Annotated in this window: 13 protein-coding genes; 10 read left to right on the top strand and 3 right to left on the bottom strand. The window is 63.8% G+C overall.

Annotated elements, in window-relative coordinates; genetic code table 11:
- Positions 1-361: 361 nt before the first annotated feature.
- Positions 362-1,012, bottom strand: coding sequence for a TetR/AcrR family transcriptional regulator C-terminal domain-containing protein (locus ACJH6H_RS25665; protein WP_244872785.1), 651 nt, complete (start codon positions 1,010-1,012; stop codon positions 362-364).
- A gap of 65 nt (positions 1,013-1,077) precedes the next feature.
- On the opposite strand from ACJH6H_RS25665, the gene ACJH6H_RS25660 reads away from it, so the two are divergent.
- Positions 1,078-2,034 carry a PDR/VanB family oxidoreductase gene (locus ACJH6H_RS25660; RefSeq protein WP_346414539.1) on the top strand — a complete coding sequence of 319 codons (957 nt, stop codon included), beginning with the start codon at positions 1,078-1,080 and terminating at the stop codon, positions 2,032-2,034.
- A gap of 7 nt (positions 2,035-2,041) precedes the next feature.
- The gene (locus ACJH6H_RS25655) at positions 2,042-2,713 is read left to right on the top strand and encodes an MSMEG_1061 family FMN-dependent PPOX-type flavoprotein (RefSeq protein ID WP_406776074.1); all 672 of its coding nucleotides are present in this window, start codon (positions 2,042-2,044) and stop codon (positions 2,711-2,713) included.
- Positions 2,714-2,879: 166 nt separating this feature from the next.
- Here the strand turns inward: ACJH6H_RS25655 and ACJH6H_RS25650 are convergent, their stop codons facing one another.
- The gene (locus ACJH6H_RS25650) at positions 2,880-3,194 is read right to left on the bottom strand and encodes a hypothetical protein (RefSeq protein WP_212806792.1); all 315 of its coding nucleotides are present in this window, start codon (positions 3,192-3,194) and stop codon (positions 2,880-2,882) included.
- 672 nt (positions 3,195-3,866) lie between these two features.
- On the opposite strand from ACJH6H_RS25650, the gene ACJH6H_RS25645 reads away from it, so the two are divergent.
- From ACJH6H_RS25645 to ACJH6H_RS25610, 8 genes are all read left to right on the top strand, one after another.
- A complete protein-coding gene (locus ACJH6H_RS25645; protein ID WP_212806793.1) occupies positions 3,867-4,748 on the top strand; it encodes a 1-acyl-sn-glycerol-3-phosphate acyltransferase in 882 nt (293 codons plus the stop codon).
- Between the two features lie 43 nt (positions 4,749-4,791).
- Positions 4,792-6,795 (top strand): ATP-binding cassette domain-containing protein, encoded by a 2,004-nt coding sequence (locus tag ACJH6H_RS25640; RefSeq protein WP_406776088.1) that lies wholly within the window; start codon positions 4,792-4,794, stop codon positions 6,793-6,795.
- Positions 6,792-7,646, top strand: coding sequence for an energy-coupling factor transporter transmembrane component T family protein (locus ACJH6H_RS25635; RefSeq protein ID WP_406776073.1), 855 nt, complete (start codon positions 6,792-6,794; stop codon positions 7,644-7,646). The genes ACJH6H_RS25640 and ACJH6H_RS25635 overlap by 4 nt, the downstream gene beginning before the upstream one ends.
- 1,008 nt (positions 7,647-8,654) lie before the next feature.
- Positions 8,655-9,356 carry a response regulator transcription factor gene (locus ACJH6H_RS25630; RefSeq protein ID WP_212814657.1) on the top strand — a complete coding sequence of 234 codons (702 nt, stop codon included), beginning with the start codon at positions 8,655-8,657 and terminating at the stop codon, positions 9,354-9,356.
- A gap of 97 nt (positions 9,357-9,453) precedes the next feature.
- Positions 9,454-10,872 (top strand): cell wall metabolism sensor histidine kinase WalK, encoded by a 1,419-nt coding sequence (locus ACJH6H_RS25625; protein ID WP_244881341.1) that lies wholly within the window; start codon positions 9,454-9,456, stop codon positions 10,870-10,872.
- Positions 10,873-10,927: 55 nt separating this feature from the next.
- Positions 10,928-12,829 carry a glycosyltransferase family 39 protein gene (locus ACJH6H_RS25620; RefSeq protein WP_212806796.1) on the top strand — a complete coding sequence of 634 codons (1,902 nt, stop codon included), beginning with the start codon at positions 10,928-10,930 and terminating at the stop codon, positions 12,827-12,829.
- A 1,540-nt stretch (positions 12,830-14,369) separates the two neighbouring features.
- A complete protein-coding gene (locus ACJH6H_RS25615; protein WP_212806797.1) occupies positions 14,370-14,999 on the top strand; it encodes a TetR/AcrR family transcriptional regulator in 630 nt (209 codons plus the stop codon).
- Positions 15,000-15,230: 231 nt separating this feature from the next.
- On the top strand, positions 15,231-15,848 hold the full coding sequence (locus tag ACJH6H_RS25610) for an MspA family porin (RefSeq protein WP_212806798.1): 618 nt from the start codon (positions 15,231-15,233) through the stop codon (positions 15,846-15,848).
- A gap of 303 nt (positions 15,849-16,151) precedes the next feature.
- On the opposite strand, the gene ACJH6H_RS25605 is transcribed toward ACJH6H_RS25610, so the two are convergent.
- Positions 16,152-16,400, bottom strand: coding sequence for a hypothetical protein (locus tag ACJH6H_RS25605; protein ID WP_212806799.1), 249 nt, complete (start codon positions 16,398-16,400; stop codon positions 16,152-16,154).
- Positions 16,401-17,207: the final 807 nt, after the last annotated feature.

Here is a 17,207-nt window from a genome sequence, read left to right as displayed (position 1 = left end):
ATCGCCGACTCTCATTGTGTTCGTAGCTGATTCCTGAAAACGTGGCACGCGTATGTTTCCTCGATCGACATGTCCTGGGCAGTCTCGTGTGCACCGGATCACCCGCCATCGTTGTGCCCGCGCGTGGGTGCACGGTCAGCGCAACATGTCAACAGGCTATGAATCGAGACGTGACGACGTTTCGACCGGGCCGGCGAGCTCAACGCGCTACACCGGCTACTACACACATGTCGGCGCTGCCGACCTAGTGGCGCATTGATTAAGCCCGTTCCTGCGAAACCAACTACGACCGACGCAGAGCGGGTCGGCATGATCATTCACACTCAGCGCAGTGAGTCGTTGTATCCGCTTCTGGCGCCGGTCACGAACGGTCTGCGCCGGAACGCATTCCGGCCATGAGCAGACTCAAGCCGTAGTCGAATCGCGCGTCGAAGTCGAGCAGCTGCACGACGGGGCCGGACGCGAGGTGTGGGAAGTCTCCCGAGCGGACGACACCCTCCAGCGTCTCGGTCTCGCCGCCGGCGGCGCCCTGCTGTTCAAGGACTTCACCAAGGACGTAGCAGAACAGCGAGCTGGCCGCCCACAACGCATGTTCGCGGGCCAGGCCGCCGGCCCGGACACTGCCGACGAGCGTATCGATGAAGGTCAGGTTGGCCCGCTTGGCAGCATAGTTTCCGCCGACGATCCGCGCCCCGTCGCGCTGTGACAGCAGTGCCGAACGCAGACCCCCTGCAAGGCTTTTGACGCGATCGACCCAATCCGGGTGGTCCAGGCGCGCATTGTCGAGCGCCTTCGCCAGGATCGCCTCGGCCATCTCGTCGATGAGGGCGTCCTTGCCGTCGACCAGTCGGTAGATGGTCGGGAGGTGGGCCCGCAGCCGGTCGGCCAGCCGGCGCATGGTCAGCGATTCCAGCCCGGACTCGTTTACCAGTGCCAGGGCTTCCCCGACCACTCGGTCCACCGACAGGTTGGCGAGCGCCACACGATCGGGGCCAGTCGAGGCGGTTGACACGTTAACAATGTTAACACTACGCTCCGACCTGCGATTAACATTGTTAATGCGAAGGAGGGCGTGGCGTGGGCAGCGAACTGGGAGCCGATGGGATTGGCGTCGCGGTCCGGCAACTCCGATGGGAGGCCGACGGTGTGGTGTCCGTGCAATTGCAGCCGCGTTGTGGCGAGCTACTGCCAGCCTGGGAACCCGGAGCGCACATCGATCTGCTCCTGCCCACCGGCATCCAGCGTCAGTACTCGTTGTGCGGGCCGGTCGGTGAGCGCTCGTACTACCGCATCGGGGTGCGCCGGGAACGGACCAGCCACGGCGGCTCCGAGTACGTCCACGCGTTTCTGCGTCCAGGACAACAACTTACGGTCGCCGGCCTGCGGAATACATTCGAGCTGCGTCCGGCCGCCTCGTACATCTTCGTCGCCGGCGGCATCGGCATCACCCCTATCCTCCCGATGCTCCGTCAGGCCGAATCCTGGGGCCTGGACTGGAAACTGCTCTACGGTGGGCACACCGCCGCCTCGATGCCGTTCGCCGACGAACTCGGCGAATACGGAACGCGGGTGAGCTTCTACGCCTCTGACGCCGACGGTCGCATCCCTCTCGGCGAGCATTTCGCTCGGGTTCAGCCCGGGGCGCAGATCTATGCCTGCGGCCCTGCAGCACTGCTGTCGGCGCTGCAGGACGCCACCGCCCATTGGCCGACGGACAGTCTGCATCTCGAGCGCTTCAAACCAGGCAAGCGGACGGCATCCGCAGACGCTCCGGTCGAAGTGGTGTGTGCAGCGTCAGACAGGACCGTCAATGTCGAAGCGGGCCAAAGCATTCTCGCCGCACTCGACAATGCCGGGGTCAAGGTGCCGTCGTCGTGCCGATCCGGGATCTGCGGGGCGTGTGAGACCGCCGTGCTCGAGGGCGTCCCCGACCACCGCGACGACATCCTCTCGGAGTCCGAGCGCGCCGCCAACGACCGCATGTTCATCTGTGTTTCGCGCGCCCAGACTCCCCGACTCGTTCTCGATGCTTAGGTAATCCATGCTGAAATCAACAGGTACAGCGGCAGATTCGTACTCCCCCATCTCCATGGAGCGGGTGAGGGAGATCGTCGGATACCCGGAGAGGTTCATCGCCGAGAAGAAGGAGCCGAAACTCGGTGAATTCTCGGCTCGCTTCATCGCGCACAGCCCGTTCTTCTGCATGGCCACCGTCGGCGCCGACGGTCAGCTGGACACCAGCCCGCGGGGCGACCCACCCGGTTCGGTGCGGATCCTCGACCCGTGGACGCTCGCCATCCCCGACCGGCCGGGCAACAAGCTCGCTGATACCCACGAGAACATCACCGAGCATCCCGCGGTGGGACTGGTCTTCTTCGTGCCGGGCATCCGCGAGGTGATCCGGGTGAACGGGGACGCGTTCGTCACCGATGACCCTGAATTGCTCGAGATGCTCAGCGCCGACGGCAAACCCGCGGTGTTGGCCACCATCGTGCGCATCCGCGAGGTGTTCGGGCAATGCGGCAAGGCCGTCATCCGGGCCAAGCTGTGGGAAGGTGACAGCCGCGGACTGGCCGACGCTGTGACATTAGGCGGGGACTTCTACACCCTCACGATCACCGAGAGCGCGGCGAAGATGGCTGAGAAACTCGGCGACCTGGCGGGGTCACTCCACGCGGTGATCGACGTTCATTACGAGAACGAGTTGTACTGACCTCAGACCGCAACCGGGCAGCTCGGCCACCCGCCGAGAAACCCACGGTGGTGCCCAAGTTGGTCGCACCCAAGCGTCTAGATCACCGGCTGGAGCTGGAATCGGGGCGTTGGTGGCCCCGTGAGTGCCTTGCCTCTTCCGGCTGAGGACTTACGACAGGGCACGCCTAGTGAAACAGACTGAGGTTGAGGCTTGGGAGGGATAAGCCAGGCATGCCCAATGACAGCGGGACCGACAGGTTCACGTTGGGCGCCGGCAAACTCGACAGGTTGATCGGCGGAAAGCCACCCAGGCTCCAATCATCGCCCCAGTCAAGACCGTTGGTGTTGTTACGTGCCGTCTTCCCGGAGCGGGAATGGCCGGCCTGATTGTCCTGGTTGACCGTATCGGGCGAGGCCTGTGCAATGCCGACACCAGTCAGCGAAATAGCGAGCGCAGCGGCTGAAATGACGGTACTTCGGGTGATCAGTTTGATTCTCATGCGGCAGGGACCTCCCTCGATTGGCTGCCGTGCTGGGCAAAACGTAGCCGCCGACTCTGGGAAATCCGTATCGACGTCATAGGAGTCGGCTATGCCTACCCCGGATCCCGAGTTTCCGTATCGTCGCTGTACGGCCGAGGCGCCATACAAAAGCCTCTACCGACTCCAGAAGATACTGTCCAACAACGGTATTCACTGGAATCTAGCACTCACGGAGTCTTGCCAAGAAGATCGACCACATGCGCACGGACTTTGCGACTCCGCGAGTTTCGTTGCCTGACACCCAGCAGCCTGCGCCAGAGCTGCTGGACCGCACCAACTTTCGTTCACCCCAAACAACGGTCCCATTATGGCGTGGCGATTCAGCGGCCAGGACAGACTCGCGACATTCGACCGTGACGATGGTCATGGGTAGGGCCGGCTGTGACTCAAAACCAGCTGTATTCATAGGTTTTCGCAAGCAATGTCCTAGAGGTTTGATGGATTCGGCCGATAGCTTCACGTCCGTACTGGGCAGCGGGTCGGGGCCGGCGAAGTTCCCGGGCCACACCGGTCGCACCAGGCACCGAGGTCGCTGCATCTCGGCAATCCCACGGCCTGCCTCACCCGCCATCGGGCCAAATCGCCGCCTGGTTCGGCAAATCGACACCTGGATCGGAGCACATCATCGTCATGACAATCCACTACACCGCTGAAGAGAACCTCGGTCAACCAGCGCGGGTACAGCTACTGCGCCGGGTTCTGGGGTCGGTCAGCGATGCCGCCGAACCCATCGTCGACCTGATGCGCCCTTACGTCGAAGGGCTCGAGAGCCTGCCGGCCGACGGCCGATTTCTGTTGGTGGCGAACCACACTCAGAGCTTCATCGAGGTGCCGCTGATCCTGCACTACGTGCGGCGCGGCATCGGGACGCGGGTGCGGCCGCTGGCAGAGCGGGGTATCGGCAAGATGGGCGGCCCCATGGGAGATGTGGTCGCCGCCGTCGGCGCCGTGGTCGGATCTCCGGAAAACGCCCAGGAATTGATGCGGAACAACGACACAATTCTGGTGTTTCCCGGCGGCGGCCGCGAGCTCGCCAAGTTCAAAGGCGAAGAGAACACCATCAACTGGCTCGGCCGAGCGGGCTTCGCCCGCGAAGCCATCATCGGCGGCTACCCGATCGTGCCGGTGACCCTGGTCGGCGGCGACGACATGTACCAGCATCTGTTCACCCGCGACAGCATGCTGGGCCGGCTCAGCATGACGATCAGCGAGAAGATCACCGGCCGTCCGAACATGCCGATCCCGCTGATGCGAGGGATCGGTCCCACTCTCATCCCACGGCCGCAGCGCATGTACCTGAGGTTCGGTGCCCCCATCACCACGACCAAACCCGCCGATGTCTCCGGTGAGACATGGATCGCCACGGTCAAGGAGACCACCCAGGAAGCGCTGGAAACCAGCTTCGTCGACCTTCTGAGCGTTCGCGCCGCCGACCCCTACCGCGCATTGAATCCGCTGGCGTGGCCCCGTGCCGCACGCCCGGTCAACATGAGCGACGACGCCCGTGGCTAGCCGAGTTCGCACCGAAGGCCGCGCCGGCCTGCTCCCCGGGGAGATGGCACACGCCGCGACGGTCGCTGCGGCCTCAGCAGGCCTGGCGATCTCGACAGCCGTGGTGCCGGTGACGGCATTCCTGGCCTTGGCCGCCGTCGTGCCGATCGGGCTACTCGCTCACCGCCACCGGCTACGGGTATTGATCACCGCTGCCATCGCCGGTGCGATGATCGCATTCCTCATCATTGGTGTGCCCGGCGCCATTACCGTGCTGTCCTGCGCCTACATCGGAGGGCTGGCCGGCATCGTCAAACGCCGCGGCGGCGGTATCGTCACCGTCGCCCTCACCGGTCTCACCGCAGGCGCGGTCCTCGGGACCGTCACAGCCGGCATCTTGCTGGTGCTGACGCCGTTGCGGTCGCTGATCTTCAGCGCCTTGAACGCGACGACGAACGGACTGGTTGCCGCCCTACACGCCGTTCCCGCCCTACGTGACCTCGGCGACGGCTTGGCGCACCTGACCTCGGCCGGATTCAGAGCCTGGCCACTGCTGCTAACCGGCTGGATGGCGGCCGTCGTGACGCTCGTGTCTGTCATCGGCTGGTGGATCATGTCCGGTGTCCTGCGGCGCCTCGGCGGGATCCCCGACGTCCACAACCTCGACCCGCCCCCGGCCGACCTGGCCGGGGCCGCCCCCGCCCCGCTGCCGATGCATCTGGACCACGTCAGCTTCCGGTATCCCGACGCCGAACACGACGCGCTGGCGCCGACCAACTTCACCGTCGATGTCGGCGAGCGTCTCGCCGTGGTCGGTGGCAACGGGTCCGGCAAAAGCACACTGGGACGCATTCTCGCCGGCGCCGAACCCACCACCGGCGCGGTCCACCGGCCCGGTGCAGTCGGCCTGGGCCGCATTGGAGGCACCGCTGTGGTGCTGCAACACCCGGAGACACAGGTGCTGGGTATGCGGGTTGCTGACGACGTCGTCTGGGGCCTGCCCCCGGACACACCAGTGGACGTTGATGCAATCCTGCACCGGGTAGGTCTGGCCGGGATGCGTGAGCGCGCGACAAATGGCCTGTCCGGAGGTGAACTGCAGCGCCTGGCCGTGGCCGCTGCGCTGGCCCGCTCGCCGAAACTTCTGGTAGCCGACGAAATCACCTCAATGGTGGACCCCGAGGGCCGTGAAGCGCTGCTGGCGGTGGTCGACGGCCTGACCGCACACCAGCAAATGTCAGTCGTCGAGATCACCCACTACCGCGACGAAGCCGAGAGCGCCGACTGGGTCATCAGCCTGTCCGGAACCGGAAATGACACCGCAATGGTGTCCACCGTCGCGGCACCCGCTTCAGCCCCGGCCGCTGTCGGTCGCCTGCCCGCGGCAACCGGCGTGCCCGTCCTGCGACTGGACGGCGTCAGCCATCAGTACGCGACGGGCACCCCATGGGCACACACCACGCTGTCCGACATCAACCTCACTGTGCACGAGGGCGATGGCATCTTGATCCACGGCGGCAATGGGTCCGGCAAGTCGACGCTGGCATGGATCATGGCCGGCCTGACAGCGCCCTCCGCAGGATCGGTCCAGATCGATGGCCAACCCGCCGCCGAACAGGTCGGCACGATCGCCATCGCCTTCCAAGCAGCGCGCCTACAACTCATGCGGCCGCGGGTCGATTTGGAAATCGCATCCGCCGCAGGATTCGATGCAGATGAGACGGATCGCATGGTGGCCGCGCTGGCCAGTGTCGGCCTGGACGCCGCACTCGCGCGGCGCCGCGTCGATCAACTCTCCGGCGGACAGCAGCGCCGACTGGTGCTCGCGGGCCTATTGGCCCGCAGGCCCCGGGTGCTGATCCTCGACGAGCCCCTCGCCGGCCTGGATGCTGGCAGCGCACGCGATCTCGTGCAGCTGCTGACCGACCTGCGCCACACCACCGGATTGACGATCATCATGATCTCGCACGACTTCCTCGGCCTGGACCAGTTGTGCCCGCGAGTGCTACGCCTGCACAACGGCGCGATCGAGACTCCAGTGTCGCCCGCGACGGGAGCATCGTCATGACACCCCGTACGCAAGACAAGCCTCGGGGCCCGAGGCCGTTGGTGCTCATGCGACCCGTCCCGGGAACAAGCCCGGTCCACTCGTTGTGGGCCGGCACCAAACTCATCGTCGCCATCGCCGTCGCGGTGATGCTGGCCATCGATCCCAGCCCCCTCCCGATCGCCGCGGTCGGCGTCCTGGACCTGGCGGCCATCTGGCTCGCACGCATCCCGAGGACCGCCTTTCCGTCCGTACCGCCGCCGGTATGGGCAGTCGTCTTGATCGGCTCCGCGATCCTCCTGTCCGCAGGCGGGCCCCCGTTCATCGTCATCACCGGCCTGCATGTGGGACTCGGTGGCCTGCTTCAATTCCTGCAACTTGCGGCATTGACCATCGTGCTGTTGCTCACAGGTGCGGTGCTCTCTTGGACCACTGACGTCGCCGATGTCGCGCCGGCCATCGCGACACTGGGCCGCCCATTGCGCCGACTGGCTATCCCTGTCGACGACCTCGCGGTGGCCCTGGCCTTGGCACTGCGGTCGTTCCCCATGCTGATCGACGAATTCAGGGTCGTGAACGCGGCCCGCACCTTGCGGCCCGCACCAGAGCTGAGCGGGATACGACGGGTGCGACAGCGTATCCGCGACGGTGTCGACCTGATAGCCACCGTCACTGCGATGATGTTTCGCCGCGCCGACGAAATGGGCGATGCGATCGCCGCCCGAGGTGGAACCGGACAACTCACCGCCGGCCGCACCAAACTCCGCCGGTCCGATTGGGTAGCACTGGCGATCGCCGGCGCCGTCTGCGCCACTGCCCTCGGTCTCGATGTGACCATGGGCGGCATCGGCGGTCCGCCGGGCCGTCACTAGGGTTGGGGACCAGCCTGCGCGGGCATCCCTGGATATCACCGGTACTCAGCGATCAATGAATCACGTTGTTGCCGAACGTCTTTCGTCTCGATGCGTCTTCTGGCCGCTCGGTGCACCGCCACATCCGCCGGATATCGGCGTATCCAATCGCGGAAGGTGATCACTCCGCGATTGTCGAAGAGTTTTTATGAATTCCCGGCCGCGATGATTATTCGTTCTCCGATTACGCCGTCGCCGAACGCGCGACGGTCACCAATCGCTTTACCCGGTCAGACGGACGGAAGACGACAGCCAAAACTGATACGACGGCCCTAATCGACCGACAGTTTCTGCCTATGTTCGCCGACTACCGTCGATTCCGTCGCCCACCGAATTTGGCAGAGGAGAAGGACATCGTGAAGAAGTCACGTCTAGTAGTCGGATCAGTGGCCGTATGTGCCGGATTGGCCTTCAGCGCAATCGGATTCGAAACGGCAACGGCCGGCGCGATGCCACCGCCCCCACCCGGACCGGGAGCCCCGGGGGCACCGGGAGGGTGTGTTCTGCTGCTGCCGTGTGTCGGTCCACCTGCGCCCCCGCCTCCAGCGCTTGGAGTACCGAACATTCTCGGGATTCCATTGCTTCCACCGCTATAGGCCGACGGTGAAAATGGGAGGCCTGGATCGATCTCCTGATCCAGGCCTCCCGCATTCGTTCGACCAAATGAATGGACGACGCGCAGGGGGTTTCATGAACCCGACTGCTGGTACTTCCTAGAGATGCCCGACGAGATGCGGCGGACCAAGCAAGTACTCCCGGGCCAAGGCGGGACCCGACCGATGTTGGGGAAGTCACGCCAGACAATCAACAATCAACTACCACCTGAACGCTGTGTTTCATAGGTCATCCATAGGTCAACCACAGATCGTCGCTAATCCGGTTGGCAACAATGACGCGATGCGACACTCGCCAGACGCCTACGAGGCGACCCGTCGGCCACAAGCCACCGGCCCTGCAGCTCCGGCCCCGATGACTCGCCACGACGGCAGCCCGATCGAGGTGCTCGTGGTCGACGATGAACCGGCACTCGGCGACCTGGTCGCCATGGCGCTGCGCTACGAGGGCTGGCTCGTCACGGCAGCATGCGACGGTGCATCGGCCATCAAAAAGGCCGCCGACGAGAAACCCGACATCGTGGTGCTCGACATCATGTTGCCCGACATGAGTGGCCTCGACGTGCTCCACGAACTGCACCGCATCCGCCCAGAACTACCAGTGCTGCTGCTCACCGCGAAAGACACCATCGAAGATCGCATCGCTGGATTGTCCGCGGGCGGAGACGATTACGTCACGAAGCCGTTCAACGTCGAAGAAATGGTCCTCCGCATGCGGGCACTGGTTCGCCGGTCCGGCATCGGGTTTGCCGCCGACAGTGCTCAACTCGTCGTCGGCGATCTGGTGCTGGACGAAGACAGCCGCGAAGTAACCCGTGCGGGAGCGGAAATCAATTTGACCGCAACTGAATTCGAAGTTCTTCGGTTGATGATGAACAACCCGAGACGGGTACTTACCAAAGCCCAGATCCTCCGCGCCGTATGGGACTGGGATTTCGAGGGCCGCTCCAACGTTGTCGAGCTGTACATCTCGTACCTCCGCAAGAAGATCGATGCCGACCGCACGCCCATGATCCAAACGGTCCGCGGGATCGGCTATGTCCTCAAACCTCAGTGACATCGTGGTGGCGGACCCTGCCCCATCATCGCGATGTCGCTGGAATTGCGCGCCGCGTACATGGACGTTGCGGAGCCGCCTGATCGTCGTGGTTGCGGTGCTCGGAGCAGGACTGTGCACCGCTGTCGGAGCCGCCACCCTGGTTGCGCTCCGGCACTTCCTCATCAACCAACTCGACAGCCAGGTTTCCGACGCCGAATCGCGGTCCGTAACGTTCTTTGAGTTCGGACCGCCGCCATTCCTGCGATTCTCCGGTCCCGGGCCGATGTTTCTCGATGCGCCCGGTCAATCGGCAGGCACCGTGGGCGCCATCATTTCGGGGCCCGGTCAGAGTCAGGCGGCAGTCATCATGACCAGCGGCGATCGGCGCTCCGTCAGCCCTGCGGCACTGACACAGCTAGAGCGAGTTCCCCAGGGGCACAAGGTGAGTGCCTACCTCGACGGTCTGGGCCTTTACCGCCTTACCGCGCAGCAGTCCCGGGATACGGTTGTGGTGGCAGGCCTGCCAGTATCGGGAGTACAACAGACGCTGGGATCGGTCACCTGGATGATCGGTGGGTTCTCTGCGGTGGCGCTGGCGGCGGCGATCGCCGCTGGGAGCGCGATGATTCGCCGTGAGCTCGTCCCGCTGTCACGGATGTCCGAAGCCGCGCAACACGTTGCCGAACTTCCGTTACACGAAGGCGACGTACGACTTCCGTCCCAGATCGAACCGGTCAACGCCGACGCTGCGCATACAGAGGTGGGCCGGCTGGGCACCGCCCTCAACCGCATGGTCGACCGGGTAGCCGACGGATTGGCCACCCGCCACGCAAGCGAGACCCGCGTACGCCAGTTCGTCGCCGACGCCAGTCACGAATTGCGTACGCCGCTGGCCTCCATCCAGGGCTACACCGAGGTGGCACGGCGTTTGGTGGCCGAGAGGCCTGATGCGCGACGCGACGATCTGGTCTACGCGCTCACCCGGGTCCACGCCGAGTCCCGGCGCATGAGCCAGTTGGTCGAGGACATGCTGCTGCTGGCCCGGCTGGACGCCGGCCGCCCACTCGAGAACAACGACGTCGACCTATCCCAAATGGTCATCGACGCCGTGAGCGACGCCCACATGGCGGGGCCTGAACATCGTTGGGCCCTAGACCTTCCAGACCAGCCTGTCGTTGTGGTCGGTGACCGCCAGCGGCTGCACCAGGTACTGGCCAACCTGCTATCGAACGCCCGCGTCCACACCCCCGCCGGCACCAAGGTGGCCACCACACTCGCCGTGGGCGACGACGGATCAACAACACTGACGGTGGTCGACAGCGGCCCCGGAATTCCGCCCGATCTACTGCCGGAAATCTTCGAACGCTTCGCCCGCGGCGACGAATCCCGCTCACGAGCGGCAGGCAGCACCGGCCTCGGATTGTCCATCGCCCAGGCGGTAGCTCAAGCCCACGGCGGCACAATCTCAGTCAACAGCGGCCCGAACGGGTCTGCGTTCACGGTGACGCTGCCGGCACGCGGCACACAGTCATAGCCGCGCCCCACAGTTGCCCAACGATCTTCCCAGGTAAGTCACAGAAGATGAGCGCATGCTGCAGAACCCGACGTTGCATCCGGCACGACTGCCGCAGGCCGCTCGTTCACAGTCCGACCCGCGGTGGGCGCGCACAGCGCTCGCCGGCCTATTGGCGGCCACCGCGGTCTTGTGGACCGTGACTCTCGGCCGAATGGGTTGGGCCAACGCCTTTTACGCCGCGGCCGTGCAGGCAGGCGCGCAGAGCTGGAAGGCATTCCTGTTCGGCTCGTCGGATGCCGAAAACTCCATCACCGTGGACAAGCCGCCCGCATCGCTGTGGCCGATGGAGCTCAGCGCCCGAATCTTCGGCGTCAACACCTGGTCGATACTGCTACCACAAGTGCTGATCGGCCTCGCCTCCGTCGCGCTGCTGTATGTGATCGTCCGCCGGCAATTCGGTGCGGTCGCGGGCCTGATCGCCGGCGGCGCACTGGCTTTGACGCCTGTGGCCACCCTGATGTTTCGCTACAACAATCCGGATGCCCTGCTGGTGTTGCTCATGATCGGCGCGGTTGGCGCCCTACTGCGCGCCGTCGAGGACGGCCGCACGCGGTGGCTGGCGTTTTGCGGCGCACTGATCGGATTCGGTTTTCTGACAAAGCAATTGCAAGTCATGCTCGTGGTACCCGCGTTGGTCCTCACCTATCTGATCGCCGGGCCGACCCGGCTGCGTACCCGGGGGCTGCAACTGATCGCAGCGCTGCTGTCGATGGTCGCGGCGGGCGGTTGGTGGGTAGCCCTGGTCGAGTTGATCCCGAGCCGCAGCCGGCCCTACATCGGTGGTTCGACCGACAACAGCTTCCTGAACCTGACGTTCGGATACAACGGAATATCTCGGCTCAGTGGCAGCCACGGCGGATTACCGGAGCTACCCGCCGGCGCGGAGTTGCCGCCAGGTAGTAAGCACGGCGGCTTCCCATTCGGTTCCGATCCCAACATCCTGCGGTTGTTCACGGGCGCGTCCGGGGCACAGATATCGTGGCTTCTGCCGGCCGCTCTGATCTTCCTCGTCGCGGGAATAATCCTGTGCGGCAGGGCGTCCAGAACCGAGCCGCAGCGAGCTCAGTACCTGGTCTGGGGCGGCTGGCTGCTCGGCACCGGCGTCATCTTCAGCTTCATGTCCGGCCTCTATCACGACTACTACACGATGGCGCTCTCCCCCGCCATTGCCGCACTGGTCGGCATCGGAGCCACCGAGCTTTGGCGACGCCGAGCCACCATGTGGATCGGTCTCACCCTGGCAGCGACGATTGCACTGACCACGGGCTGGTCTTGGGTACTGCTGAACCGCACACCGGATTTCGCGCCGTGGCTGCGTTGGCCGGTGGCGGTGATCGGCGCCGGCGCCGCGCTGATCCTCGTAGCCGATGTACTGCGCGGCATCCCGTTCGGATCGTGGGCGGCCCCACTTGCTGTCGTCGCAGTGCTGGCCGGTCCGCTGGCCTACTGTGTAGAGACCGTAGCCACCCCGCACAACGGCGGTATCGTGACGGCCGGCCCGCAGCTCAGCAGCCAGCACTTCCCCAGCATGCCACCCGGCTTCGATACCGCATCGAGCACGCGGCTGGAACAGCTGCTCGAAGCGAACGCAGACAACTACCAGTGGGTGGCGGCCACCAACGGCGCCAATGACGCCGCCACTTACCAGTTGGCGACCGGCCACGCGGTGATGCCGATCGGCGGTTTTGGGGGCATGGACCCATCACCGACCCTGGCGCAGTTCCAGCAGTACGCCGCCCAGGGGCGGATTCACTACTACATTGCCTCCCGCGGCCCCAGATTTCCCGGCGGACAAAGCGGGGCGCAGACCGAGGGCGACAAGATCGCCGACTGGGTGAAACAGAGTTTCACCGCCGCCACCGTCGACGGTGTGACCTACTACGACCTCACCGCGGACCAACACAGCGCACCCTAGGCAGGAATTGTCCAATACCGTTGTCGGATAACCGGAGAAATCAGCACCCGTGGTGTGTGCTGACTACGTCAGGCCGTGTCCGGCCGGATTGGGACCACGCTGACTCAGGACGGCAGCAACCGCCGCACCGACGCCTGCGCCCACACTCACCGACGCGATCACCAATAATGCCATCCTGGCCAGGCGATGCATCCTGTACTGCTTGGGCATATGCGCATCTCCCCACTGTGAAACAAGCTGCCAGGCGCCGACTTTAGCCCACGTCGTTGGGGCCAGCCGAACTCGCGACATTTGCGAATTCTGTCCTACGCGGGCAATTTCGCGCCTGTACATGACGAAGCGCTCATTACCTAGCGCGTACATAATACGTTCTGCGCCAAATGATTACACAACCATGTGCGCCGATTATCCGGTCGGCGCCTGATCCTCAACAATTGGACCAGCAGGGTCATAACCGCCACGCGCGCCTCAATATCCATATCTGGGTGATACAAGATCCATAGAAATTCCCAAGGTCAAACCTCGCGCACGCTCATGCCGACCTGGACGGCCAAAACAAGCAGCTCCACCGGGGAGTGAAGACCGATTGGTCAAAATCAATGCAGCGCAACAGGACTGCACAAGGGGTGCGACACGCGAGAGACCGGGAGGACTGGTCGCTCGCGTGTCGCACTAATTGAGATGATGCCGGAAGGTCATCACCGATAACCAACAGGCTGTCGCGGGCCCATTGGCGAATCCAGCCTATGACCTCCTGCTATGCACGAGCTGTCGTGCGCATAGGAAATGACAATCAGAATTGTAGTCACGACAGGAATCCGCGCGATGAACTGCCCGCCACTGCGTGCAGAGAACGCCGGCACGCGCTCGGTCGCCACTTCCGAGTACGGGGATAAGGGCTGAGCCACTGAAGGTTTCGGAAGGATCGCAGGCCACGTCGATGTTGACGTACCTCGCTGCGGAATTATCCGCAGTTGATCTCGGTGTCATGTATGGCGACCTCGGCGGGTCTGTTCCACACGTTGAATCAGACTGTGCATAAACGTGTTTCGAAGTCGCTGCCCATATCGGCGACGATGACATGAGGTGTGCATGACACAAAATGGCGGCGGCGCAGCACGCGATTTCACACGCGCTGCGCCGCCTGGACAGTTTGTCAGGGAATCCTCTTGATCACCGAGGTGGCGGAGGCGGCGGCGGGCACGGAGCGGGTGGCGGTGCGCACTGGCTTGGCGGCGGCAGGGGCGGACCGGCATTGGCCACACCTGCACCGAGCAGGCTGGCGGTCAATCCAAGCCCGGTGATGAATGCGGCGGCGCCGACATACTTGGGCCGACGTGTGATTGAGCTGGACATGTAGCTCCCTTCCTAGGTGAATCAGTCTGTCCTGCAACGACTGTAGTGCACAAGGTGGTCTGCGGAACGTCATCGGACCTGTGGCATCCATATGCATTTTCAGGCTCACCACTGAGATGAATTGATAGAAAACCCACAACGCCAGCGGGGCGCGACAGCCGGTATGCCGACCCATAATGGAGCCATGGCACCGATCGAACGTCTCAAGGCGGGCCGTCCGTCGGCAGCAACAACCGCCGCCAACCGTCAGCGCATTCTGCGTGCAGCGCGAGAGACGTTCATTGAATTCGGTTATACCACCGCGACATTCGATGTCATTGCAACACGGGCTGGCTTGTCCAGACCGGCACTGCACTATCACTTTGCCAACAAATCGGAGTTGTACCGCGACGCCATCGACCGCCCAGCGGTCGATGTAATGGCGGCAGCGGCCGCTACGGCCCGACGCTCGAAAACGTTGCCCGCACAGCTTGTCAGCTTCTTTTCAACGGCCCTGGGCGCCGACGACCCTGGCCAGTGCAACGCCCAACTTGTTGCCGCCGCCGTTCGCGAATCGGTTCGCAATGAAACACGAATCGTCACTGACCGCTCGGTGCTTCGTATGGCCCGGGCGTTCATCTCGTCGGCAATGCGTGAGGCTATCGATCGAGGCGAGCTCAGCGATGAGATCAACATCATCGATGCCGTCGAAACGATGGTCGCGGTTCTTTGCGGTATCGCCGCTTACCCCTCGGCGGTTGGCCCTGCCGACAACCTTCCGGCCATCGTGAGTACTTTCGAACTGCTGATCACCGACAGACTCCTCGCCGGTTGACACGTCGCACCGGCCTACAGAGCTGCAAACGCCACCTGCGCATGAGCGACGGTCCGGCCGCCAGCCGCAGTTGCGCTTGTGTCACGGTTGACATGATTCACATACGAAAACCCCACAAGTACAACATCATTCGGCCCTATCCTGCCTAGATCATCATCGGCGCTGAATCAACGACCAAGGCATTACCAGGACGGGAAAGAACTGTTGACAACATTGAAATGCGGCTTCGTGATGAGCATCTGTGCGGTCGTGGCGTTGTCCGTCGGAGCTGCGCCCTCACGCGCGGATCTAGACAACCAGCTGAGCTTGGTGGACGGCCTCGATCGCACCTTGACGGTGCAGCAGTGGGACACGTTCCTCAACGGTGTATTTCCGTTGGACCGCAACCGGCTGACACGTGAGTGGTTCCACTCCGGCCGCGCCACCTACAAGTGTGATGGCAACGGCTGCGGCCAGTTCACCGGCACGTTGGAGTTGGGCTATCAGATCGGCTTCCCGTGGGCCCTGGGCGTAGGCATCAACTTCAGCTACACCACGCCGAACATTCTCCTCGACGATGTCAATCCCGGCACATTCAACAGTAGCGGGAGCGGCGGTGGCGGCATCATCACACCAAACCTGTTGCCGGGTGTGTCGATCTCCGCCGATCTAGGCAACGGCCCGGGTATCCAGGAAGTCGCGACGTTCTCGGTGGACGTTTCCGGCCCGACGGGTTCAGTGGCGGTGTCCAACGCGCACGGCACTGTGACCGGTGCAGCCGGCGGCGTGCTCTTGCGGCCCTTTGCTCGCCTGATCGCCAAGACCGGTGACTCGGTGACCACCTACGGTGAACCCTGGAACATGAACTAACCGGGCAGCCATCGAGGCATGGAGGCGCTGGATGAGGAATACACGGCCCAGAAGATGCCCGGACGCGCCTTGGCCGCCGAGATGAGTCGGTCGAGGGAACGGGGCGAGTTCGAAGATCAAATGAATCCCCAGCGGAGTAGCGGAGCCGCCAAACGAGCGGCATTCAGACGGGGTTGTGCGCCGAGATCGCCAGCCCGCCAGCGGGACTCAGTCCGTGACGAGCGGGTCGACCACCCGGCCGCGTCCCGGTTGCACCTGCGGCAACCGGGCTACGCGCCGGGCGGTCGAGTCGCTGCACCAGGATCAGAACGGCGGAGGCGGGAGTAGTGGGCCGCCCGGGGCCGGCGGAGCCCCTGGACCCGGAGGAGGAGCGAGGCCGGGTCCACCGGGCGGCGGGGGCGCACCGGGCCCCGGCGGCAGGATGCCCGGCCCGGGCGGTGGGGGCGGCTGCGCGCCGGCCACGGCCGCGGTAAATCCGGCGCCCGTGCCCATCAGCGCGACCGCCAGCAATGCGACCGCTGCACGATGACGTGACTTGTGCTGCTTCGACATTCACATACCTCCTCTTCTGCGGAACTACTTACAGTCGCCGACACTAGCTCATTCAATCGACTGAAATGAATTGTCTAATCGCGGTAACATCGTGCGTTGAAACGTTATATCGCAAACCGTGCAGCTACTTCTACGATTGCCGGTTCAAGCTCTAATTAGCCTTGCTACCAGTCGATTTGGTCGGACGGTGCCGTAGCACAGCAACACAATATTGTTCATCGGAATGGGTAAATATTCGGAGTTCGCGCTTTTCCGACGCTCCTCTCCGCTGCATATTCATATTGTCGCGATACGCGATCCATACGAATTCCCCAGGATTGGAATCGCATTTGAGCCGAGTACGACTCAACGTCGTGAGCACAATGCAAGCAGCGTTATTTTTGCCAGACGGAGGTGTCGGTTGACTGTCAAAGTCGCGCGGCGCCGTGCGGCGTCTGCACTCGCGTACGTCGTGGCACGCGATAGGCACGGTGCACTCCGCAGCGCACGACGGGCGACTTCTCGCTTCGAGGCCCTTACGGGTCATCCGAGCGCTCTTCCCGCCAGTTGGAGGGGAAGTCTGGCCAGATGGCGGATAACAGCGGAGCGGCCCGACGCGGCACACTCGGTCCTGAACAGCCTCACGGCATCTCTGGAGGCAATGGCCGGAGCACGATCGGCGTCGCGTCAAGAACCAGGAGGCCACGGACGCGCCGCGCGAACCCACGACCTGCCACGCGATTGCTTAGTTGGTCGCGTCCGAAAGTGGGTGTAAAAGCACCGGTCGGTTCGCAGCTTCGTGGGTGAGCATACGGGCTGGGGAACTCA

Source organism: Mycobacterium sp. SMC-21 (assembly GCF_045310825.1).
Classification (GTDB): Bacteria; Actinomycetota; Actinomycetes; order Mycobacteriales; family Mycobacteriaceae; genus Mycobacterium.
The sequence above is the reverse complement of the archived record's forward strand: the minus strand, read 5'-3'. Positions and strand labels throughout refer to the sequence as shown.

Bases quoted from the DNA above. Each gene is read 5' to 3' on its own strand.
- ACJH6H_RS25610 (WP_212806798.1), top strand. From the start codon at position 15,231: ATGAGCATCTGTGCGGTCGTGGCGTTGTCCGTCGGAGCTGCGCCCTCA.
- ACJH6H_RS25605 (WP_212806799.1), bottom strand. From the start codon at position 16,400: ATGTCGAAGCAGCACAAGTCACGTCATCGTGCAGCGGTCGCATTGCTG.
- ACJH6H_RS25635 (WP_406776073.1), top strand. From the start codon at position 6,792: ATGACACCCCGTACGCAAGACAAGCCTCGGGGCCCGAGGCCGTTGGTG.
- ACJH6H_RS25620 (WP_212806796.1), top strand. From the start codon at position 10,928: ATGCTGCAGAACCCGACGTTGCATCCGGCACGACTGCCGCAGGCCGCT.
- ACJH6H_RS25615 (WP_212806797.1), top strand. From the start codon at position 14,370: ATGGCACCGATCGAACGTCTCAAGGCGGGCCGTCCGTCGGCAGCAACA.
- ACJH6H_RS25650 (WP_212806792.1), bottom strand. From the start codon at position 3,194: ATGAGAATCAAACTGATCACCCGAAGTACCGTCATTTCAGCCGCTGCG.
- ACJH6H_RS25630 (WP_212814657.1), top strand. From the start codon at position 8,655: ATGACTCGCCACGACGGCAGCCCGATCGAGGTGCTCGTGGTCGACGAT.
- ACJH6H_RS25645 (WP_212806793.1), top strand. From the start codon at position 3,867: ATGACAATCCACTACACCGCTGAAGAGAACCTCGGTCAACCAGCGCGG.
- ACJH6H_RS25640 (WP_406776088.1), top strand. From the start codon at position 4,792: ATGGCACACGCCGCGACGGTCGCTGCGGCCTCAGCAGGCCTGGCGATC.
- ACJH6H_RS25655 (WP_406776074.1), top strand. From the start codon at position 2,042: ATGCTGAAATCAACAGGTACAGCGGCAGATTCGTACTCCCCCATCTCC.